The following is a 22,988-nucleotide window of genomic DNA, read 5'->3' as shown; positions in this document are numbered from 1 at the left end:
TCAATAATTTAAATTTATAACTTTTTTATCCCTGAATGAAAACAATTAACATTTCATAAATTTTAAAAATTACATTATTTTGCAATACCTTTATATTTAAATTAATAAAAACCCAAAAAAGTAAATGGCAACAGCATCCGATTTTTCAAAACACATCAATGACGGCTATACCTCAAAAGGCGAAAGTATTATTCTTGGCGGTGCCATTTTAAACGGCGAAGCTTTAGCAGATACTTTTGTAAAAGTGCCCTTAAAAACATTGAACCGTCACGGATTAATTGCCGGCGCTACCGGAACTGGAAAAACCAAAACTATCCAAGTCCTTTCAGAACAATTATCTTCCTTTGGAATTCCTGTTTTGATGATGGACATTAAAGGCGATTTTTCAGGTATTGCTAAAGAAGGCGAAGAAAAACCATTTATTACAGAACGACATACCAAAATAAACATTCCTTACAACACCGCCAGTTTTCCTGTAGAGCTGATGTCGCTATCCCAACAAGATGGCGTGAGATTACGCGCTACCATTTCTGAATTTGGGCCAGTACTGTTCTCAAGAATTCTTGATTTAAATGATACCCAAGCCGGTGTGATGGCTGTTATTTTCAAATATTGTGATGACAAACGAATGCCTTTATTGGATTTAAAAGACATCAAAAAAGTAATCAACTTCATCACTGAAGAAGGCAAAGAAGAAATCACGGAACACTATGGGAAAATCTCGACCTCAACCACTGGGATTATCCTTCGTAAAATCATTGAACTGGAACAACAAGGCGGCGATATTTTCTTTGGAGAATTGTCCTTTGAAATAGACGACTTAATGCGCATTGATGAGAATGGAAAAGGATACATCAATATTATTCGTTTAACCGATATTCAAGACAAACCTAAATTATTCTCAACCTTTATGTTGAGTTTGTTAGCAGAAATCTACCAACAAATGCCTGAAAAAGGCGATGCAGACCAACCGGAATTAGTGATTTTTATTGATGAAGCGCATTTGATTTTTAACGAAGCCAGTGATGCGTTGTTAAACCAAATTGAAACCATCATCAAACTCATCCGTTCCAAAGGCATCGGTGTTTATTTTGTAACCCAAAATCCTATGGATGTCCCGGCGAGTGTTTTGGCTCAATTGGGTTTGAAAATACAGCACGCCTTAAGAGCTTTTACCGCCAATGACAGACAAGCCATCAAACAAACTGCTGAAAATTATCCACTATCAGATTATTATAACACTGCCGAAGTATTGACTTCGCTTGGAATAGGAGAAGCTTTTGTAACGGCGTTAAACGAAAAAGGAGTTCCGACGCCTTTAGCAGCCACGATGATGCGCGCACCGATGAGTCGAATGGATGTTTTGACCGAAAGTGAAATTCAACAAATCAATACCAAATCAAAATTGGTTAGAAAATATTCAGAAGAAATCGATCGCGAAAGCGCTTATGAAATGCTGACCAAAAAAATTGAAGCGGCTAATCAACAAGCAGAAGAAACGCAAGAAAGTCAACAAGAAGAAAAGAGAAAAAGCAGTGAACCCAGTACGGATGAAGTCATTGGTAAATCGGTAACGAAAGTAGTAACCAGCGCCACTTTTATCCGCGGTGTTTTTGGTATCCTAACTAAGCTTTTCAGAAAATAATGAAATCGTTTTTGACCATTGGCTTACTAGTATTATCAAACGTCTTTATGACTTTGGCTTGGTATGGTCATTTAAAATTCAAAGAACTGAAATGGTTTGAAAATGCCGGATTAATCACCATCGTTTTAATCAGTTGGGGATTGGCATTTTTTGAATATTGTTTCCAAGTTCCGGCGAATAAAATAGGGTTTGAAGGCAATGGCGGACCGTTTTCCCTAATGCAATTAAAAGTCATACAAGAAGTCATCACGTTGGTAATCTTTGTGATTTTCTCTTTACTGTTTTTTAAAAATGAAACCTTCCGCTGGAATCACGCCGTTGGGTTTTGCTTTTTGATTTTAGCCGTTTATTTCATATTCAAAAAATAACCCTGAAATCGAAGATTCACGAATACAAACACAACAATATAAAAGAATGAGTAATAAATACTTTATCCAAAAAGCACCTTTTGTCGTGCCGACCACAGATGGCAAACTCATCGAAGAACATCACGGGAATGCGACAACCAATAATGCTGACATTTCAATAGCGCACATGATTGCGCCACCTAAATGGGCCGAACCGTTTCAAACGCCTGAATTTGACGAATACACGTATATCATTACGGGGAAAAAGCAATTTATCATTGAAGATGAAACCGTAATTGTCGAAGCCGGACAATCTATCAAAATTGAAAAAAATACCCGAGTGCAATATTCCAATCCGTTTGATGAACCTTGTGAATACATTGCGATTTGCCAACCGGCTTTTGATTTTAACAAAGTACATCGAGAGGAATAAAAAAATAACAATATCGATGGCAATAATTGAATATTGAAATTGCTATTGAAATCTTATTTCAGTAAATCAATAATTTTGTTTTCAACTTCAGGGCTATTCCAGTTTTCTTCAATATTCGGCATTTGCATTACTTCTTCCATGATTTTGTTTTGAAAATCGCCCAACGCCAACGCTTCGGAATAAGGATGCAAACTAAAAGTCACTCTGCTGTACAAAGGCAACCATTTATCGGGATGTTTGTCGGAGAACCATTTCTCTATTTTCTTTTGTAAAAGAAAGTTTTCATCGGCGGTTTTGGTACTCATTTCGATAAAGTTTCGAAGAGACAATTCAGCAATTGCATCAGCATTCGGCTTTCGTGATTTTTCGTATTCGGAGAAAATCATTCCCCAATCGTCGCCATATTTTGACATCATTTCGCTTAAAACGGTAATGTCTTCAAAACCGGCATTCATTCCTTGTCCGTAAAAAGGAACAATCGCATGAGAAGCATCGCCTATCAAAGCGACTTTATCCTCAAAAGTCCATGGGTAACATTTCATCATCACCAAATAACTCGTTGGGTTTTTGAAGAAATCTTCGACTAAATCTGGAATCACTTCCTTGGTATCCGGAAAATATTGGGCAAAGAAATTAACTAAAGATTCCTTGTCTTTCAATTGCTCAAAAGAATTTTCGCCTTCAAAAGGCATGAACAACGTACAAGTAAAACTGCCGTCTAAATTGGCCAAAGCCATCAACATAAAATTGCCGCGTGGCCAAATGTGTAAAGAGTTTTTATCGACTTTGTGCGTTCCATCGGGATTAGCCGGAATGTGCAATTCTTTGTAGCCGATTTTCATAAACTCTTGTGAGTAATCAAACATGCTTTGGCGCTGCATGCGGTGGCGAATTCTGGAAAAAGCACCATCGGCACCAAAGACTTTGTCATATTTTAACTCAGTCCACTCGCCTCTTTCGGTTTCACCAATGTGCAAAGTTGCGTCTGCTAAGGTGACATCCCAAATTTTATGTTCAAAGAAAAATTCAACGCCTTCGGCTTCTGCCAAATCAATCATTCTGCGGTTTAAAACACCTCTTGACAATGAAAAAATAGCTTCGCCGTCTTTACCATAATATTGATAATTGAGTTTACCGTCTTTTAAATGAATCGCTCTTTTGTCTACCGGAATTCCGATTTTTCGGATTTCATCATCTAAACCAACGTCTTCCATGGCTTTCCAGCCACGAGTTGACATCACCAAATTAATGGAACGACCTGAGAATTCAACCGTTCTAATATCGGGACTACGATCATAAACATGAACATTGTGTCCTTGTCTTTTGAGATAAATTGCCAACAAAGTTCCGACTAAGCCTGAACCAACAACAGCAATTTTTTGAGGATTTTGCATTGAAATTTTATAAACGGTTTTGCAAATTTACTTATTTAAACACAAATTTCACAGATTAACACAGATAAAGCCACCTAAAAAGACAATCTGTTTTTTACTGTTACAATAATTTGTGTTAATCTGTGAAATCTGTGTTTTACTTTTTAGGTTTGAAAACTAATTTAGTCGAAGTCGCTTCAATTTCTTTTTTATTCAACTTCATCTTTCTGAATTTTCCGTTTACAAATAACGCAGCTTGGTCTTTATAATACTTGCTCATTGGGTTGCCTGATTGCCCTGTTGGCAAAACACTCAAACTGTTTTCAATATCTGAAAAGTCGATAATACGTCGTGTTGATGGTCCGCCTTTGACCGGAATTACCGCATCATCGGTGTAAATGAACAATTGGTTATCGATAACTTCATTCGAACCTGCTATCGGAAACGAACCAACATTGAAAAATTTGCTGAACATTTTAACTTTACCAATTGGATGTTGGAAAGTTACTTGGTGCACTTTTCCCCATGTCCACTGCTCCACCTCATTTCCTAATTGTTTTTCCAATGAGGCAATGGCTTCTTTAAACGACTTAGTAAGGACTTCCGATTGGGTTTCTTTTTTCCCTTTTGTATTGATATTGTCCCACCAAGGCGAATTCGCGTTTTGGGTTTGGGCTTCAATCATTTGTTTGACGATATGCGTGCTCAATAATAATTTGAAGTTTTCTTCTCCAAATTCATCTTCCAATGTCGCTTTTAGATAAAAATAGAGCCATTTATTATAAATGGTTGGCGCGATGTCTTCTAAATTATGTGTTGCTTTCCATGTTTGCAAAACATTTAGCGCATCCTTTTCTATTTTTGAAAGTTTAGCCGGATTTATCGGTTTGGTCATATTACCCACTATGGTTTGAGCGGTTGCCGAAGTATTATCGACTATCATTTTAGAAACGTCTTCTTTCGTCCAATCGTTTTTCGGTTTCAATAAACTATCAATTCTCGTTGCTCTGTCTTTGGGTAAATAGTAGCCCGGATACAAATAGCCGTCGATTGGTGAAGGTTGGTTATTCGAACTGTACACATAGTGCCACGGTGGATTTATCGCCTGCGGATTTTTGGTGAAAGCCAGAAACTCTTTCTTGTCATCAATGCCGTTGGCGCCGTTGAGAATAAAGTTGGTGTTGACACTTTTGTCCACTTTATACAATTTCCCGGAAGTTATCCAAGCGATATTGCCTTTGGCATCGCCATACATAATATTCAATCCCGGCGCGTGAATTAATTCGATATTTTTGTGAAAGCTTTCCAGGTTTTTAGCATGTGACAACGCATAAACTGCATCGAGTATTTGGTTTTTTTGTTGGGTATATATCCAATGCATCGCAACAGACTTATCGGTTTTCAAACCGTCTAACAATCCTGTTATAATTGGACCGTGCTTACTGGTTTTTACATTTAGTTTGACATCGATGCTGTCTTTTACTTTGATGGTTTTTTGTTTGTAAGTGTAGTTTTTATAACCTTCCTGCGTTTTGTATTGTTTTGGATTATTCGGATTTTCTGCTTCTTGAAAAAAATCAACATCGTCGTTTTCAAACATCGTTAAACCATAAGCATAATTGTGATTGTGACCTAATAACGGAAAAGGCGTTCCGGCGATGTAATAACCATAGATTTCATAATCCGGACAAACGATGTGTGCTTCGTACCAAGTTCCGGGTTGGGAATGCATAATGTGTGGATCATTGGCCAAAATTACTTTGCCGCTTTTAGTCTTTTCGCCACCAATTACCCAACTGTTGCTACCAATAAAAGCCGGAACCGGAGAAGCTTCGAGCAAATTCGCAACCGATTTTGAGATTTCGCTGTATGCTGCGTATTTTCCTTTAAATGACTTTAGTTGTTGCGTACTTAATTCGCCTTGGATTCCGAAATCTTTTAGATATTCCATTCCAAATCGGTCGCGAATATCGGTCAATAAAGGATCTGTTTTTTGTGCCATCGCAAAGCTAAAAGACATAAATCCGAAAATATTATAAACATCTTTTAAGGTGAAATTTTCTTGTTCAATACCGAGTAATCGGATTTCAATCGGTGTATCTCCTTCGGCAATGTATTGATTGATCCCTTTGAGATAGGCTTGCGCCAGAATATAAGTTGGCGAGTTTTTATCCAATTGCGAGACTGCGGTAGTCGAATTTTCATCGATACCAATTCCTGTAAAGAACTTATCTGTTTTCAAAGCCGCACCTCCAAAAATTTCGGAAAGTCTTCCCGGAGCAATACGTCGCAAGAGTTCCATTTGCCAAAGTCGGTCTTGCGCGTGAACATAACCCAAAGTCGTCATGGCGTCTTTTTGAGTAGCGGCATAAATATGTGGCACACCATAATCGTCAAAGTATACCGTTGTCGATTTTGATATATTTGTTAAGCTAACTTCTCCCTCATATTTGGGTTTTGTAGTTTGAAGATAACCAAAGAAAGCTATTGCTATCACCACTATTAAAATTAAGAGAATGTAGATAAATTTCTTAAAGTATTTCATGATTAAAATGTTTAATAACAAATATAATCAAATTGTTTATGCTATTGAATGAGGGGCAATTTGACTCCCATAACATTTAAAAAAGGACGGTAGTTTACTTAAATTTCAAAACAAAAAACCCAGCCATAGCCGGGTTTTTAATATATAATATATATAAAATTATTTTTTCTTATCATCGATAATGGCTCCGGTTCCTGCGCCTACTCCGGCTCCCGCCAAACCACCAATAATGGCACCTTCGGCTTTTTTCTTACTTATCGCCGCTCCAGTTATGGCGCCAACTCCGGCTCCAATTACGGCTCCTTTAGCAGCACCACTCCATTTTTTTCTTTGAGGTGCAGCAGCTGCAGGTGTCTGCTGATTTACAACCACTACTTGTTTTTCCATTAAAACTTTCTCATTTTCTACTTTCATAGAATCGATGATTCGTTGTTTCTCAGCGACAGCGTTCATAGAATCAATGGTAGTCGTCCGAATATCTGAATCAACCACACCTTGTTTGTCTGTATTTTTACACGAGTTCAAACTTAAAACTCCTACTGTTGCTAAAATCATTACTATACTTCTCATTACATAAAATTTTAAGGTTATGAGGCAAAGTAACAGCAAAAATCAATTAGATGATTTACATGATTTAACGTAAAAGTTATAACATTTGGGTGCTAACTCCTTGGGAAATTAATTTTCTGGCCAACATTCAATCCACTGTTTTTAGCTAAAACGCCACACATATGAAATAACATTCTGGCTCCAACATTGCCATCCCAATCGTCAGTTTCTCCCGGCGCTACTTCGACTAAATCAAAACCTATGATTTCTTTACCGCTTTCGGCTAATTTATTGAACAAATACGTAGCTTGTTCAAACGAAAACCCACCCGGAACCGGAGTTCCTGTATTGGGGCAATACCATGGATACATACCGTCAATGTCAAAACTAACGCAAACTTTTTGCGGCAAGGTTGCTATAATCGCATCACATTGTTGCGCCCATGTTTTACCTTCAAACATTTCCGCTTTTAAATCGGCGTCAGTGTTTATTAACACTCTTCCTTTAGATTGATTCACGACCTCAACTTCCTGTTCACAGAAATCACGAATTCCAACTTGAACTATTTTAGAAATCTGAGGAATTTGCAAAGCGTTATACATAATTGAAGCATGCGAATAAGTAAAGCCTTCGTAAGCAATTCTCAAGTCCATATGCGCATCCAAGTGCAAAATTCCGAAGTTATCATGCATACTGGCTAACGCTTCATAATATCCTAATGGCGTTGAATGATCGCCTCCTAATAGCGCTACTTTTTTACCTTGTTTTGTCCAAAACAAAACTTTTTCTTTTACTTCAGTATGCAAGTCACGACACACTTTGTTGATTTTATCCAAATCAGCTTTCAATGCCGGATAATTCTCGACTGCTTCACCGCTTTCGAGCAATTCAATTATCGGTTGGGCCAATGCTTTGTATTGATCCGAGTTATTTTTCCAATGACTTGGTGCTTCATCTAAATAAATTCCGAGTTTCCATAATTCAGGAAAATCTTGGTGATTTAAATCCACTTGGAAGGAAGCATCTAATATCGCTTCCGGTCCTTCAGAAGCGCCGGCGCCGTAACTTACGGTTACTTCCCAAGGCACAGGAATAATAACAATTTCACTTTGTTCTGCTGAAAAGGGCAATCCAAAAACCGTTGCATCGGCTAAACCGGGTTGGCTTGGATCAAAACTATCTATTATTTGTTGTTTGGTCATTTTACTTTAAGGTTCTAAGACGCAAAGATACTAAGGTTCTGAGGTTTTTACAAGATTTGTTTTTTGAGGCATTTGGATTTTAATTGGCATAAAAAAACCACAACGATTGCTCATTGTGGTTTTAGGTATCTTGAAATAAAACTTATTCTTTAATGAACTTTCTACTTACTTTGGCAGTGTTAAAAGTTACAGTGTAAACTCCTGAAGCCAAATTGGAAACATCAATACTTTGTTCATTTGAAGTAATGGCTTTATTCATGACCAATTGACCAAGGATGTTGTGAATAGATACACTTTCGTTGCTCTCAAATTCTCCTTTTACTGTGATAACATTAGCAGCAGGATTTGGATACATGATAAAATTATTTCTAACATTTTCATTTATGTCAAGGAAAGGTAAAATAGTTAGATTGAAAGTTCTGGAAACAGTTGAACCGCTCGTAGCCACCATAGTTATGGAATAAGTTCCCGGCGCTAAAACTGTTCCGACAACCGGAGATTGTGTTAAACCGGCATCACAACTATTTGTGATTGGATTGGCTAATTCGGCATAACTTGGCAATGTGTAAGTATTTGAAGCACCTGCTTGAACCGTTTGATTAGGAATAGGATTCATTCTTAAAGAAATTGAAGGCATTATATACCCGGCTTCTTCGAATTTTTCTGTCATAAAGGCAACATCTGCACATGGATAGTTCATATCCATAGCCGCAGTTCTTACTGCAATAGCCGCATTTTGTTGGTTTGTATTGCTTGTGGTTAAATCTAAACCATTAAGAAATGCTTTGTCTGTCTTTTCTCTTCCAATTCCATCCCAAATTTTCATTAAAACTGTTCCCCAAATTTGACCATCTGTATGGATTTGGCCCACTAATCCGCCACTGTATGACGCTCCATAATCGGTGGTTCTTCCATTCCAAAAAGTATTGTGTCCATCCCAACCGAAAACCCAGTTGTAATGAGCTGTATTAGAAGCCCATTGATTCAAACTTCTGCTATAAGAAACAGCCCAATAATCTCCTGAACCTTCACTTAAACCGTTAACTTGTGACAATCCACCACCGGTAATCCAATCATGTAATCCGTGTCCTAATTCGTGTAAAACCACATCGGCATCTTCAGCATCATCAACACCACCTTCGCCAAACTGTAATTGTCCATTTGAATAAAATGAATTGTCTTGACTATTGGCACCATGAGGATCAAAGAAAACAACACCAGCATTAGCCGCTTGGTAAGGCAAACATGGAATACCTAAAGTTTCATTGATATAACGCATACTTTTATCAATATGGTAAAAAGCATTTACCGCTTCAAATCCATCTTCAGATCTGGTGAAATTAAAAGTTGAAGTAGCTTGAGTAAAAAGACCTTTGGCAGGAGAACCCAATTCTTTGATTTCAGCATAAGTACTTTTTAGTTTATAAACACCACCTGTCAAATCAATTTGTGGTAATGTAACCGAAGTTCTTGCATTGTTCAACTGCGTAGTTGCTGCATCATTCCCATCAGTATATCCTGCAGCTCCATAAGCTACACCTGCTTGAGAAAGCGGATCAGGATTAAACACCATTCCGCTTCCCGAAACAAAAGCTAAAGGCGCCATTGATACCGGAGGATTGCTCTCTTTTTTGTCGTGTTTGTGTTTGTTATAGTAGTAAGCAATGTCTTTAACACTTAAAACTTCTCCCGTTTGCGCATCCACTATAGTTTCCCAACTTCCTGCTTTAGAAAATGAATCGGTTACAACTCTGTAAACTAATTTAGTTCCGCCAAGCTTATCATATACTACCAATTTGTTTTCTTGGAAAGTAATATCTCCTGAAATCTCCAATGCTTGATTGGAAATGGCAATTGCATTTTCTTTAGTAATGGAAGGTGTTGTATTAATATCAGCGATTGAAGCTTTATACGTTGAAGCCGTGCTTGTAATTTCACCATAAGGAGAAAAATGCACTAATATTTCTGAATCAAAAACAGGCACACCATTTTTCAATTGTTGGAATCGAAGTGTTTCCCCGGCTTGTGTTTTTCTAACAAATCGAAGTGAAAAAGTATCATCAGGATTGATTAGCAATTCTTTTTCATTTTCTTTTATCCATAATCTTGCTTCTGATTCTTTTTCTGAAACTTGGGCATTGCTTGTCGCTATAAAGACAAAAAAAGCAACGATTCCAAAATGTAATTTAGTTTTCATTTCTATTTTTTTTGGTTTGTGGTATAAGTCAATAATATATTGCAAATCAACGAATTGTTTTTTATAAAACCAATATTATTTGGTTAAAATTCCACGTTTTAAGATTTGTCCGAACTCATACATATCTTCATAAGAACAATAAAAAGGAGCTGGTGCCAGGCGGATTACGTTGGGTTCACGCCAATCGGTAATCACCCCGTTTTTCATTAAATAGTCGAACAAACTTCTGCCTTGTCCGTGAAGGAAAACGGACAGTTGACAAGCTCTTTCTTCTTGATTGTTTGGCGTGATGATTTCAAACTCTGTTCCGTCTATGGCTGCGTCAATTTCGTGAAGGATAAATTCTAAGTAAGCTGTCAATTGGTTTCGTTTCTTGATTAGTTTTTCCATACCCACTTCGGCGAACATTTCGGCTGAAGCCAAATAAGGTGCTAAAGACAATATCGGCAAGTTGCTTACTTGCCAACCATCAGCGCCATGAACCGGATCAAATTGCGGTTCCATTTTAAAACGACGCTCTTTATTATGTCCCCACCAACCGGCAAAACGAGGTAAATCGGCATGATGGTGTTTTTCATGCACAAAACATCCCGAAGCATTTCCCGGTCCGGAATTCATGTATTTGTAACTGCACCATGCGGCAAAATCAACATTCCATTCGTGTAATTTTAATTCTATATTTCCGGCGGCGTGTGCCAAATCAAATCCGACGATTGCACCCACTTTGTGTCCGGCTTCGGTGATGGTTTTCATATCGAAAACTTGTCCGGTGTAATAATTCACACCACCGATTAATACTAAGGCTAACTCATCGCCTACTTCATTGATTTTGGCTACAACGTCTTCCAAGCGGATGTTGTGTTCGCCTTCTCTGCGTTTGATTTCAACTATAGCATCTTCGGTTTTGTAACCTCTAAAGTTCACTTGACTTTGGAACATGTATTGGTCGGAAGGAAAGGCTTTCTCTTCGCAAATGATTTTATATCGAGTAGTTGTTGGTTTGTAAAAAGATACCATTAACAAGTGTAAATTCACCGTCAAAGTATTCATTACTGTAATTTCGGAAGGTTTTGCACCAACTATTCCGCTCAACGGATTGGCAAATCTTTCGTGGTAATCCCACCAAGGTTTTTCGGCGTAGAAATGGCCTTCAACGGCTAGATTTCCCCAATCGTTCATGACCTCATCAACATATTTTTTGGTGCGTTTGGGTTGTAATCCCAAAGAGTTCCCAGTAAAATAAATGACGTTTTTGCCATTGTGTTGTGGAAAAATGAACTCATTTCGGTAGTTATTTAATTCGTCTTGCGAATCCAATTGTTGTGCAAATTCGCGGGTATTTTGAAAAGTCATGTGTGTGGTTTAGTTTAATTTCATTCAGTTCGTCCATTTGGCCTCGTGTGAGGTGTAAAAGTAAAAAAAAGGGTTAAGAAAAAAGGGATAAGGAATAAGTTTTAATGTGCAGATGACCTTAGCCCTGATTGCAGTGGAAATCCTTTATAGATTTCCTTTCCGGAAATCTATAAAGATTGTAACGGAAAGCGGGACACAAGCTCCTAAAAGAGCGAACTGGCGAAGCAAATGGCTCCAAAAAAAAATCCCAACATTACTGTTAGGATTTAGTATATAAAACGGTCTTCGACTCCCGAAGCTTCGGGACAGACTTACATTTAGATGATTAACATTGCATCTCCATAAGAGTAGAAACGGTATTTTTCTTTGATGGCTTCTTCGTAAGCTTTTTTCATTAAATCATGACCGCAAAAAGCTGAAACCATCATCAATAAAGTTGATTTTGGCGTATGGAAATTGGTCACCATACAATCGGCGATGCTGAAATCGTAAGGTGGAAAAATGAATTTATTCGTCCAACCTGTGTAAGGATTCATCGTTCTTGCTGAAGAAACCGAACTTTCAATCGCTCTCATCGAAGTAGTTCCGATACAGCATATTTTTTTCTTTTTCACTTTGGCACTGTTGACAATGTCGCAAGCTTCTTGGGAAATGATTAGTTCTTCGGAGTCCATTTTGTGTTTAGACAAATCTTCTACCTCAACCGGATTGAACGTTCCTAAACCAACATGTAAAGTCACCTCGGCAAAGTCAATTCCTTTGATTTCTAATCTTTTCAATAAATGTTTGGAGAAGTGCAAGCCGGCTGTTGGAGCCGCCACTGCGCCTTCTTCTTTGGCATAAATGGTTTGGTAACGCTCGGCATCGTCTTCATTTACTTCGCGGTTGATGTACTTTGGAATCGGCGTTTCTCCTAATTCGGTTAATTTTTTTCTGAATTCGGTGTACGAACCATCGTAAAGGAAACGCAAAGTTCTTCCGCGAGAAGTGGTGTTATCAATAACTTCCGCTACTAATGAATCGTCTTCTCCAAAATATAATTTGTTTCCAATTCTGATTTTACGTGCCGGATCTACTAATACATCCCAAAGACGTTGTTCAGCATTTAGTTCTCTTAATAAGAAAACTTCAATACGCGCGCCGGTTTTTTCTTTGTTTCCGTACATACGCGCCGGAAAAACTTTGGTATTGTTCAAAATCATTACATCGCCATCGTCGAAATAATCGATAATGTCTTTGAATAATTTGTGTTCAATGGTTTTGGTTTTTCGGTTAACGACCATCAATCTTGATTCGTCGCGGTTTTCTACAGGAAATTCAGCTAGTAATTCGGTTGGTAAATTGAATTGAAAGTGAGATAATTTCATTTGAAAGAGTTATAAGTTATGAGTTATGAGTTATGAGTTACCATAATTTTAACTGCGTGCAAATATACTATTGTGAGATAGGCGTTGTCAAGTAAAAAGAGGTTTATTTTTGTAAAAGGTTCTGAGGTGCTAAGTTACTTAGGTTCTAAGGTTTTATTTCAATTCTGAAATGGCAAATCCTATGCTCTTTAAATCTTCCCAAAAGGTCGGATAGGATTTGGAAACGACTTCGGCTTCTTCGATAACCATTGGAACTTTGAGTGCCAATGGTGCAAAAGCCATCGCCATTCGGTGGTCTTGGTAGGTCTTAACAGCAACATTTTCATTTATCGCTACTGATGGTTCCAAAGTTAAACTGTCGTTGGTAACAGACACAATGGCTCCGAGCTTAGTTAATTCCATTTTTAAAGCTTCCAGTCTGTCGGTTTCTTTAATTTTTAGTGTATGCAAACCGGTTAAATGACAACCTATTCCTAACCCGAAGCAAGTAACCGCAATGGTTTGGGCGATGTCTGGAGAGGAATTTAATTGACAATTGACAATTGATAATTGACAATTACCAGCCTTTCTCAAAACTATTGTATTGTTTTCAAAAACTGTTTCTACTCCGAAATATTTATATATTTCTACCAAAGCGCTGTCGCCTTGCAGGCTGTTTTGTTTGTAACTGGAAAGTGTTATTTCAGTTCCAATTTTTGACAACGCTGTAATTGAGTAAAAATAGGATGCTGAAGACCAATCTGATTCAACTACAAGAGATAAGGGATAAGGGATAAGGGATAAGTTTTCAACACTGATTTTATTACCGACGAAAGCCGTTTTTACGCCAATTTCATTGAGTAAAGCTAAAGTCATTTTGATATAAGGAAAAGAAGTGATTTCACCTTCTAAGGTTAGTTCGATTCCGTTTTCTAATTTGGGCGCGATGAGTAAAAGTGCCGAAATATATTGGCTACTGACATTCGCCGGAAGAGAAACTTTCCTTTGTATTAGCTTTTTGCCTTTGATTCTGATTGGCGGAAAACCATCGTTTTCTTCGTAAGTGATTTCGGCTCCGAGTTGTTGTAACGCTTCTACTAAAATCTTGATTGGACGTTCTTTCATTCGGGACGAACCGGTTAAAACCACTTCGCTGTTTTCCTGAATGGCGAAAAAAGCGGTAAGAAAACGCATAGCGGTTCCGGCGTGATGTACATCTACAAGGTTGGAAGCTCGCAATGCTTTAGCCATGACCTCGGAATCATCGGAGTTGGAGGTATTTTCCAAGGTAAGATTTGGATACAAAGCCTTTAGCAGTAATAAACGGTTAGTTTCCGATTTGGAACCGGTAATTTTGATTAAAGATTGCTGATTAACAATTGATGGTTTTAGTTGTAAATCCATTATTTAGAAACAATTTTCAATCCGACTATAGATAAAATTAAAGTTGAAATAAAAAATACGCGCCAAAAAGTAGCGGGTTCTTTGAATACAAGAATCCCAACCAAAACGCTTCCAACAGCGCCAATTCCGGTCCAAACAGCATAAGCGGTTCCGATGGGTAATTCTTTAGTAGCTTTTACCAATAAAAACATGCTAATGGTCAGGCAAACTAAAAATCCCCCGTACCAAAACATTGAAATATTCCCCGAAGTTTCTTTGGCTTTGCCTAAACAAGTGGCAAAACCTACTTCAAACAATCCGGCGATAATTAGTAAAATCCAACTCACTTTATTTTAGTTTTTCGTTGTTCTGATGTCTATCGTGATCGCGATTGGTTTTTAAATCCAGTTTTTTATCAAATGCCGCTTGCAAATCGATTCCAGTTTGGTTCGCCAGGCACAAAACTACAAAAACAACATCGGCCAGTTCTTCGCCAAGGTCTTTATTTTTATCGCTTTCTTTTTCGGATTGTTCTCCGTAGCGACGGGCTATGATTCGGGCTACTTCTCCAACTTCTTCGGTGAGTTGTGCCATATTGGTCAATTCATTAAAATACCGAACACCGTGATTTTTGATCCAGTGGTCTACTTCTTGTTGGGCGTTTTTGATATCCATTTTACATTCTCTTTAAAACGATTTTTTCCGTTTGCTTGTTGATCATTTCTTTGTAGAAGCTTTTCAACGCTTCATAATATTCCGAACCTATAACGGCTTGATTCATGTCAAAGGTATAAAGTAATTGAACTTGATTACCTGTTGTTAAAATATTATATTTCATGCCGGCTAAATTGTCCGGCATTGCTATCGCCTTTGGATCAGGGATTTTTTCTATTGAATAGCCCTCAGGGATTTTGATACTAATATTAAATTTTTGTTGGTGTGGAAATACAAAATCAACCGGATATTTTCTGGTTTCTTGTTTGAATGGATTTTCAGTTAAAGTAAAAAACAACAAAGGTGCAACATACATTTTATCTCCAATAATTTCAACCGAATTACTTGATATAAAAGCATAATTTTCAATGGTGGGTTTTGAAAAATCAGTGGTTTTTTGAACAGTGTATTCTGAAACTTCGAGCCCTTGATAAGTCTTTTCAAGCTTTTCTATTAAGCTTTCCGTAGTATATCCGTCATTTTTTTGTTCGAAAACATAGGCATTGTATTCCCAATATTGGTTTCTGACTTTTCCTAATGCTTCACCTTCGTTGTTAATAGTTACCAAAATATTAGTTGAAGTATGAGAATTTATTTTGGGCATCAAATCAATTTCCTCCGATGTTCCGTCTTTTTTCATCAAAACCCCAAACTGATTCAGAGCTCTGACAGGTATAAAATTAACATTAGAAATTTTGTCCGTAGCATCTAGTAAATAAACTTTGCCTTTTATATTTACTGAGGCAATTACGTAATTAAGGAAAGTTTTATTAGGGAATGCCGCTAAACCATTATCTCTGGTACTTAATAAAATAGGATAAGCTTCTAGCCCGCTTAGTCTGAGCATTGCCGTTAAAATAAGATTGATTTCAGCGACATTACCGGTTCTCTCGTCATACGCTTTATCAATTTCTTTTCTCGGATAATAGCCGTAATTGCCATCCCAATTCATTCTGTTTTTAAGATGATTGAATACTTTATTCATCTTAGTTTCCAGAGAATCTGTTTCTTTTACGATTGTTCTTAAATCGTCAATAAAATATTTGTTTTTCTCTAGCTCGCCACCAAATTCTTTTTGACTATAAATAGATTTGGCTATATCATTCCAAGTCGTTGCGATTGGTTTTGGTTTTTCTTCGGGCATTCTGATAACTTCTAACTCGTGCTTTATTTTACTGTAGTAGTTATTAATATTATTTACATACTCTTCTTCTTGTAATGCTGGAATATTTTGAGCCTTATAAGATGTTTTTACTTGTTTGTAATTCATCGTCATCGTTCTGCTATATTGATCATCAAACGACTGGGAAGCGTTTTCCAAAACGGCATCAGTTTCGATCTCGGCATAACCTGTTTTGATGCCTTTATAGATATAGAATTCAGGGATTTTAGTAGTGTATTCTACTTTGTCTACAGGAATTTCATATTGGTACTGAAAATCGGGTAACTCGGTTAAATTTTCAGTTTTTAGTTGATAATTAAGCTCAATTATGGAACCTACTTTTACATTGGGAAAGGTAATTTTCTTGACATTCCAATTTTCATTGATTCTGTCTTTAAATTTACTTTCTCCTGCTACCTTTACTTTGATGATTTTGTCATTTTCCAGATTATAAGTATAGGCTTTCTTGATTTCCACTGCTTCATCTTCTAAAAACTTATAACCTATGTAGTAAGGAATTTGAAAGTCAGCCCATTTAAGTCCTTTATTTTTATAAATCTTTATTTTCAAAGCTATTTCAGTATAGGAAGTAAATCCTGATTTGCTGGAATACTTGAAATAAGTTCGTCCTTTTTTATATAAAATGGCTGCTGGTGCTGAAGTATCTTTTTCATGTTTGATTTGCTTCAGTTCAGTTTTTGTTACCTCTTCGATACCTAATGATTGAGAATAGACATTGGTAATGACAATCGCAAAAAGAAACAACATCCAATTTCTAAACATGGCTATACTTTTTTAAGCACAATTTTTTCTGTTTGCTTGTTGATCATTTCTTTGTAAAAATTTTTCAACGCTTGATAATATTCCGAACCTATGATGGCTCGGTTGATATCTAAGGTAAATATTACCTGGACTACATTTCCATTATTAGATAAATTATACTTAAAACTTCCCATTTCTTCAGGCATACTAACCGCTTTGGGCTGTGGTAAAGTTTCTACAACATATCCTTCAGGAATGGAGAGATTGATGTTATATTTATCCTGATTTGGATAGACAAAATCTACCGGATATTGGCGGGTTTCTTGTTTAAATGGATTTTCTGTAGTTGCAAAAAACATAAAAGGGGAAACATACATTTTATCGCCAATAATTTCTACTGAATTGGTTGAGGTAAAGCTATAATTTTCTACAATCGGTTTAGATAGGTCGTCTGCATTCAACACTTCATATTCTTCTATTTCTAACCCTTGATGTCTTTTTTCTAACTTTTCAATATAACTTTCCTTGGTGACACCATGGTAATTTACTCTGTAAATAAAGGCATTGTAATCAAAATATTGGTCTCTGATTTTTCCGTTTATATTACCATCGGCACCAATTGTAGCCATTATATTTACAATATCTTTAGAATTGAATGTTGGCATTAAATCTATCTGTGCCGAACTGCCGTTCTTTCTGATGATTCTTCCAAACCAATTCAAATCACGAATTGGCAGAATATTTGGTAACGAGAATTTATTCGTGGCATCCAATAAAACAACTTGATTGTTCAATTCAACACCGGAAATTACATAATCAAAAGCTGCTCTTGAAGGGAAAAGCGAAACGCCGTTAGATCGGGTACTAATCAAAATTGGATTGGCTTCAATTCCGGCATACCTTAACATTGAAGTAAGCATTAAGTTGATTTCGGCCACATTTCCTTTCTTCTCTTGGTAAGCTTTTCTAACGCCATCGTTACAACGATACCCATGCATATCATTCCAATTCATTCTAGACTTCACAAAACTAAATACCGCTATGATTCGCTCTTCTTGAGAAGTAACTCCATTTAAAACAGCATCTAAATCCTTTTCAAAATAACCGGATTTATTGAGTTCAGACCCGAAAGCTTCATTTTCATATATACTTTTTACAATTGTTTCCCAATCGGTAGTAAAGCTTTTAAATGGTTCATTTGGATACTGAACTGACGCCAATTCATGTTTAACTCCGGCTGTGTAATTTTTAATGTTATTTACAAAATCTTCCTCTTTTAAAGCCGGTAAATCTTTAAGAATATATTTTGTGGTTTTTTCTGTAAACTCTAAGGTAGAACTTACTCTTCCGGTAGTTAATCCTTTTGATAAAATTGTATTTGCATCTTCAACATAAGTATAATCAATCTTTCTTACTTTACTTTCATTAATGACTGTTGGAGTAAAATAACCTTTAAGGTGTGAGTTGTATACTTGATACTCGGGAATTTTTGTGGTATATTCAGAATAATTTACGGGTATTCTTTTTTGAAATTCCCAGTCCGGGAAATTAGAAATATAGGGTGAGCGTATCTCGATTTTATATTCAACTATTGAACCTTCTTTAACATTGGGCATAGTAATTTTTTTCAGTATCCAATCATTATTTACTTTCTCCTCAAATTCACCATCGCTATTGAGCTTTGTCTTTTCAATTTTATTATTTACAACATTGTAAGTAAAAGCTTTTGTTATCATTACTTTCTCTTTAGATTTTCCGCCGACAAAATAACCAATGGAATGATTAGCATAACCATATCCTTCCTTTTTATATATTTTGATTTTAGTAGATAACTCCGTAACAATTTCAAAACCGAGATCATGTGAATAATCAAAATAAGTTTTTCCTATGTTAAATAAAATTGCCGCTGGCGCTGAAGTATCACTAGGACATTTTTTTTCATTTAACTCTTCTATGGTAACTTTTCCCAGTTCGTATTTTTGAGAAAAAGTAAATCCGCTAACCAATAATAATAGGGTGACAATTAGTTTTTTCATAATGTTAAACTTTTTTCAGAACGATTTTCTCCGTTTGTTTGTTAATCATTTCTTTGTAGAAACTCTTCAAAGCATCATAATATTCCGAGCCTATAATAGCTTGATTAATATCTAAAACAAATACTATTTGGATTTGATTTCCAGTATTTGAAAGATTGTACTTGAAACTTCCCATTTCTTCAGGCATACTAACCGCTTTAGGCTGTGGTAAAGTTTCTACAACATATCCTTCAGGAATGGTGAGATTGATGTTGTATTTATCTTGGTTTGGATAGACAAAATCTACCGGATACTCGCGAGTTTCTTGTTTAAATGGATTTTCTGTAGTTGCAAAAAACATAAAAGGTGAAACATACATTTTATCGCCAATAATTTCAACTGAATTGGTTGAGGTAAAGCTATAATTTTCCACAATCGGCTTAGACAAGTCGTTTGTATTCAGCACTTCATATTCTTCTATTTCTAACCCTTGATGCCTTTTCTCTAATTTTTCAATATAACTTTCCTTGGCCACACCATGATTATTTATCCTGTAAACAAAGGCATTGTAATCAAGGTATTGATCTCTGATTTTTCCCTTTATGTTACCATCTGCACCAATTGTAGCCATCATATTTATCACGTCTTTAGAATTGAATGTTGGCATTAAGTTAATTTGCGCCGAACTTCCGTTCTTTCTAATGATTCTTCCAAACCAATTCAAATCACGAATTGGCAAAATGTTTGGTAACGAGAATTTATTAGTGGCATCTAATAAAATAACTTGATTATTCAATTCTACACCAGAAATAACATAATCGAAAGCTGTTCTTGAAGGAAACAAAGAAACACCGTTAGAGCGCGTACTAATCAAAATTGGATTGGCTTCAATTCCGGCATACCTTAACATCGAAGTAAGCATTAAGTTGATTTCGGCCACATTTCCTTTTTTCTCTTGATAGGCTTTTTTAACGCCATCGTTACAACTATATCCGTACATATCGTTCCAATTCATTCTTGATTTAACAAAATTGAAAACGACAGCGATTCGCTCTTCTTGAGAGTTGATTCCGCTTAAAATAACATCTAAATCTTTTTCAAAATAACCGGTTTTATTTAATTCTGGTCCGAAATATTCGTTTTCGTATATACTCTTCACCACTGTTTCCCAATCGGTACTGAAGTTTTTAAAAGGCTGATTCGGATACTGAATGGAAGCCAATTCATATTTTATTCCTGCTGTATAATTTTTAATATTATTCACAAACTCTTCATCATTGAGAGCCGGAATATTTTCAAGAACAAATGTTGTTTTGTTTTCGGAATAAGAAATTTGTTCAGAAGAAAATGTGGTCTTTGACACAAGTCCATCACTTCTTTCTTTAGAGGTAAAACTATGTGTTTTAGTCGTTCTATCAGAGGTGATTTTTGGCGCTAAATAACCTCTATTCATAGTGTTATAGATAAAATATTCCGGAATAATTGTTTTTAATTCTGAGTACACCACCGGAATACTACTTTGAAAATACCATTCATCGATTGAATTAAGTCTTTCTGATTCCAACTGGGCTTCATACTCAATAACAGAACCTTCTTTTACATTGGGTAAAGTAATCTTTTTTCTTGCCCAAAATTCATTCACTTTTTCTTCGAATTCTCCGTCACTTTTCAATTTTGATTTTTCGATTTTACCATTAACTAAATTATAGGTGGCTGCATTTGAAAAATTCAATTTATCTTTTCCATTGCTACCAACATAATAACCAATACTTTGATTGGCCCATTCGTATCCTTCTTTTTTGTAAATCTTAATTTTAATTTTATATGTCTTGATAACCGTAAAGCCGTTGGTTTCAGAATACATAAATTTTACATCACAATTTTTAATTAAATAAGCGGCAACTGCAGATGAATCTATTGGCGACACTTTTTCATTTAATTCATCAATGGTTACTTTTCCTAATTCTTTCTTTTGAGCAAAAATAATTCCGCTAAGTAATAATAAGGTAATAGCAATAATTTTTTTCATGGTGTTAAGCTTTGGTGATGACAATTTTTGAATTATCGTTTTTGGCTAAGGTTTCTCTGAATTTTCTATAACTTTCATATTTTGATTTGTCATAAAAGCCCTTTTTGAGAACCATTTTTCTTTTGCATATAATTTTGTTAGCGGTTTCGGCTATGAACTCAATTTTATAATACCCAAATTCGGTATCAAGTGTAATTCCATCCGGTTTGGCTTCAATTACAAATCCGTCAGGAATAGTGATTTCAATTTCGGCCTCATTGGTGTAACCTCTATCCACTTGAAACGGAAACTCTCTTGTTCGGTATCTTTTGGGCACATACGAATTTTGGTCAAAAGCATTCAAAGCAAACAATAATTTCCCACCTGAGTTTTGGGCATAACCTTCTGCTACCAACTCTAAATCTTCAATAAATTCAATAGTCTCAGGATTGTTACTAAAACTGATTTTCTTAACTGTCAAGTTATTAATATTACTAAATTCTTCCTTGTAATTTTTGATTTGGTCTTCTTTACTCATGCGCTCTTTACTGTACGAACTGTCATAACGCAATGCCTTAGAAATGATTTTTACTTTACCTGAAAGATTTCCTTCGGCACTGATTTGATAAGAACCTTTTGTAATTTGCAAATTATCGGCTTCGTTGAAAGTCTTGGTTTTAACAATTTCTCCACCTTCAGGTTTGATAAGCAATACATTTCTATCATCGGTAAAATCACCTTGAAAGCCAAATGGAAGAATTTGGCTTGTGCATTCCAACCAAAGCAATCCTTTGTCAGTTGGTAAGGTCAAAATCACGTGATTTCCTTGTATGGAGGCAAAATCCTCTTGTAAATCTCGAGTCTGATCACTTCCGGCATAAACCACCGTATAATAAGACGGAACTCCGACCGATTTGAGTAAGGAACGTGTATAATTCGTCAACGCTTTACAATCGCCATAACCCAGTTTGTCAACATCTTTAGCTAACATTGGCTTCCATCCGCCAATCCCAACTTGCACACTCACATACCTAGTTTTTTCCTGAACGAATTTATAGATGAGTTTTGCGATTTCGACCGGATTTTTTTCGTTCCCAATAAGTTCCTTTATCTTTAATTGAGTGGCTTCCGGAATCTCCTCAGTATCGGCCAATAGTGAATTATAATACCATTTTCCAAATTCGCCCCAATTAACAGCAATTCCTTCAACATTTTCCAAGGCAAACTTTTCCAAGGCAAAATAAACTACAGGAAATACTTCATTATAACTCGGACTTAGCTCTTCTCTTTTTTTGGCCACCAAATTTTTGGCAGAATAACTGACAGATGTTGGTGTTTCACTTTTCTCAATGGGATATTGATTAGTGAAATTAACCTCTTTCGTTTTAAGGTGCAATTCGGGTTTGAAAGTAATTACTAAGGAAGTATTTTGTGTACTTATCAAATAACCATCCAGTGGCGTCCATGAAGGAATAAAAGCTGTGTTTGCCGTCTCAATCTCTGATTCAAAAACCATAGTAAACGGATAAGTAATTGGAGTATAATCAAGATATAAAGCTCGGTTATCGTTAAAAATTGAAACGCCATCTGCCACACTGGTATCCTTAAAATCTTTTCTTTTGTAAGATTTCAATTCTTTTCCAAACTGATCATAAGCTGTGGCTTCGATTTTGGTTATTCGGCTATTTTTGTCATAATACTCCATCAAATCAAGACTATTCAACCCTAATTCGTTTAAAACCGTAATTATCTTGATTGATTTAAAAGTCATTGATTTTTGAGACGCAATATTAATATTCAACTGATTTGAACGCACAACAGCATTCGCATTTTGCTTCAAACTATCGGGAATGGTAAGGATTGAATATTCTAATTTTTGTGCGGAAACAAAAAAGGAAAAAAACAGGAAAAAATAGGGGAAGATTTTGAATTTCATCGACACAGAATTTGGTCA

Annotated in this window: 17 protein-coding genes; 3 read left to right on the top strand and 14 right to left on the bottom strand. The window is 36.1% G+C overall.

Annotation, left to right across the window (positions count from 1 at the left end; genetic code table 11):
- Positions 1-124: 124 nt before the first annotated feature.
- From C8C84_RS06105 to C8C84_RS06095, 3 genes are read left to right on the top strand one after another with little or no spacing between them, the layout of a single operon-like run.
- Positions 125-1,645 (top strand): helicase HerA-like domain-containing protein, encoded by a 1,521-nt coding sequence (locus tag C8C84_RS06105; RefSeq protein WP_121312692.1) that lies wholly within the window; start codon positions 125-127, stop codon positions 1,643-1,645.
- On the top strand, positions 1,645-2,013 hold the full coding sequence (locus tag C8C84_RS06100; protein ID WP_121312691.1) for a DMT family protein: 369 nt from the start codon (positions 1,645-1,647) through the stop codon (positions 2,011-2,013). The genes C8C84_RS06105 and C8C84_RS06100 overlap by 1 nt, the downstream gene beginning before the upstream one ends.
- 46 nt (positions 2,014-2,059) lie before the next feature.
- Positions 2,060-2,425 carry a cupin domain-containing protein gene (locus tag C8C84_RS06095; protein ID WP_121312690.1) on the top strand — a complete coding sequence of 122 codons (366 nt, stop codon included), beginning with the start codon at positions 2,060-2,062 and terminating at the stop codon, positions 2,423-2,425.
- Positions 2,426-2,478: 53 nt separating this feature from the next.
- On the opposite strand, the gene C8C84_RS06090 is transcribed toward C8C84_RS06095, so the two are convergent.
- The 14 genes from C8C84_RS06090 to C8C84_RS06025 form a co-directional block, all read right to left on the bottom strand.
- Positions 2,479-3,819 carry an NAD(P)/FAD-dependent oxidoreductase gene (locus C8C84_RS06090; protein WP_121312689.1) on the bottom strand — a complete coding sequence of 447 codons (1,341 nt, stop codon included), beginning with the start codon at positions 3,817-3,819 and terminating at the stop codon, positions 2,479-2,481.
- A gap of 136 nt (positions 3,820-3,955) precedes the next feature.
- Entirely contained in the window at positions 3,956-6,343 is a 2,388-nt protein-coding gene (locus C8C84_RS06085; RefSeq protein ID WP_121312688.1) for a penicillin acylase family protein, read from the bottom strand.
- 159 nt (positions 6,344-6,502) lie between these two features.
- Positions 6,503-6,913 (bottom strand): glycine zipper family protein, encoded by a 411-nt coding sequence (locus tag C8C84_RS06080; protein WP_121312687.1) that lies wholly within the window; start codon positions 6,911-6,913, stop codon positions 6,503-6,505.
- Positions 6,914-7,005: 92 nt separating this feature from the next.
- Complete coding sequence (locus tag C8C84_RS06075; protein ID WP_121312686.1) at positions 7,006-8,094, bottom strand: agmatinase family protein; 1,089 nt, start codon at positions 8,092-8,094, stop codon at positions 7,006-7,008.
- A gap of 142 nt (positions 8,095-8,236) precedes the next feature.
- Complete coding sequence (locus C8C84_RS06070) at positions 8,237-10,291, bottom strand: T9SS type A sorting domain-containing protein (protein ID WP_147406816.1); 2,055 nt, start codon at positions 10,289-10,291, stop codon at positions 8,237-8,239.
- A 75-nt stretch (positions 10,292-10,366) separates the two neighbouring features.
- Complete coding sequence (kynU, locus tag C8C84_RS06065; RefSeq protein ID WP_121312684.1) at positions 10,367-11,644, bottom strand: kynureninase; 1,278 nt, start codon at positions 11,642-11,644, stop codon at positions 10,367-10,369.
- A gap of 317 nt (positions 11,645-11,961) precedes the next feature.
- Complete coding sequence (gene queA, locus C8C84_RS06060; protein ID WP_121312683.1) at positions 11,962-13,011, bottom strand: tRNA preQ1(34) S-adenosylmethionine ribosyltransferase-isomerase QueA; 1,050 nt, start codon at positions 13,009-13,011, stop codon at positions 11,962-11,964.
- Positions 13,012-13,164: 153 nt separating this feature from the next.
- Positions 13,165-14,394, bottom strand: coding sequence for a 3-phosphoshikimate 1-carboxyvinyltransferase (locus tag C8C84_RS06055; protein WP_121312682.1), 1,230 nt, complete (start codon positions 14,392-14,394; stop codon positions 13,165-13,167).
- Positions 14,394-14,720, bottom strand: coding sequence for a multidrug efflux SMR transporter (locus C8C84_RS06050; protein ID WP_121312681.1), 327 nt, complete (start codon positions 14,718-14,720; stop codon positions 14,394-14,396). Before C8C84_RS06050 ends, C8C84_RS06055 begins: the two co-directional genes overlap by 1 nt.
- A gap of 1 nt (position 14,721) precedes the next feature.
- Positions 14,722-15,048, bottom strand: a complete 327-nt coding sequence (locus C8C84_RS06045; RefSeq protein ID WP_121312680.1) for a nucleotide pyrophosphohydrolase — start codon at positions 15,046-15,048, stop codon at positions 14,722-14,724.
- 1 nt (position 15,049) lies between these two features.
- Positions 15,050-17,032: a DUF3857 domain-containing protein gene (locus tag C8C84_RS06040; protein WP_121312679.1), complete on the bottom strand. Its 1,983-nt coding sequence runs from the start codon at positions 17,030-17,032 to the stop codon at positions 15,050-15,052.
- 2 nt (positions 17,033-17,034) lie between these two features.
- Positions 17,035-19,047, bottom strand: a complete 2,013-nt coding sequence (locus tag C8C84_RS06035; RefSeq protein WP_121312678.1) for a DUF3857 domain-containing protein — start codon at positions 19,045-19,047, stop codon at positions 17,035-17,037.
- Positions 19,048-19,051: 4 nt separating this feature from the next.
- The gene (locus tag C8C84_RS06030; RefSeq protein WP_121312677.1) at positions 19,052-21,055 is read right to left on the bottom strand and encodes a DUF3857 domain-containing protein; all 2,004 of its coding nucleotides are present in this window, start codon (positions 21,053-21,055) and stop codon (positions 19,052-19,054) included.
- Positions 21,056-21,059: 4 nt separating this feature from the next.
- Positions 21,060-22,970: a DUF3857 domain-containing protein gene (locus C8C84_RS06025; protein ID WP_121312676.1), complete on the bottom strand. Its 1,911-nt coding sequence runs from the start codon at positions 22,968-22,970 to the stop codon at positions 21,060-21,062.
- Positions 22,971-22,988 lie beyond the last annotated feature (18 nt).

Source organism: Flavobacterium sp. 102, from assembly GCF_003634615.1.
GTDB lineage: Bacteria > Bacteroidota > Bacteroidia > Flavobacteriales > Flavobacteriaceae > Flavobacterium.
The sequence above is the reverse complement of the archived record's forward strand: the minus strand, read 5'-3'. Positions and strand labels throughout refer to the sequence as shown.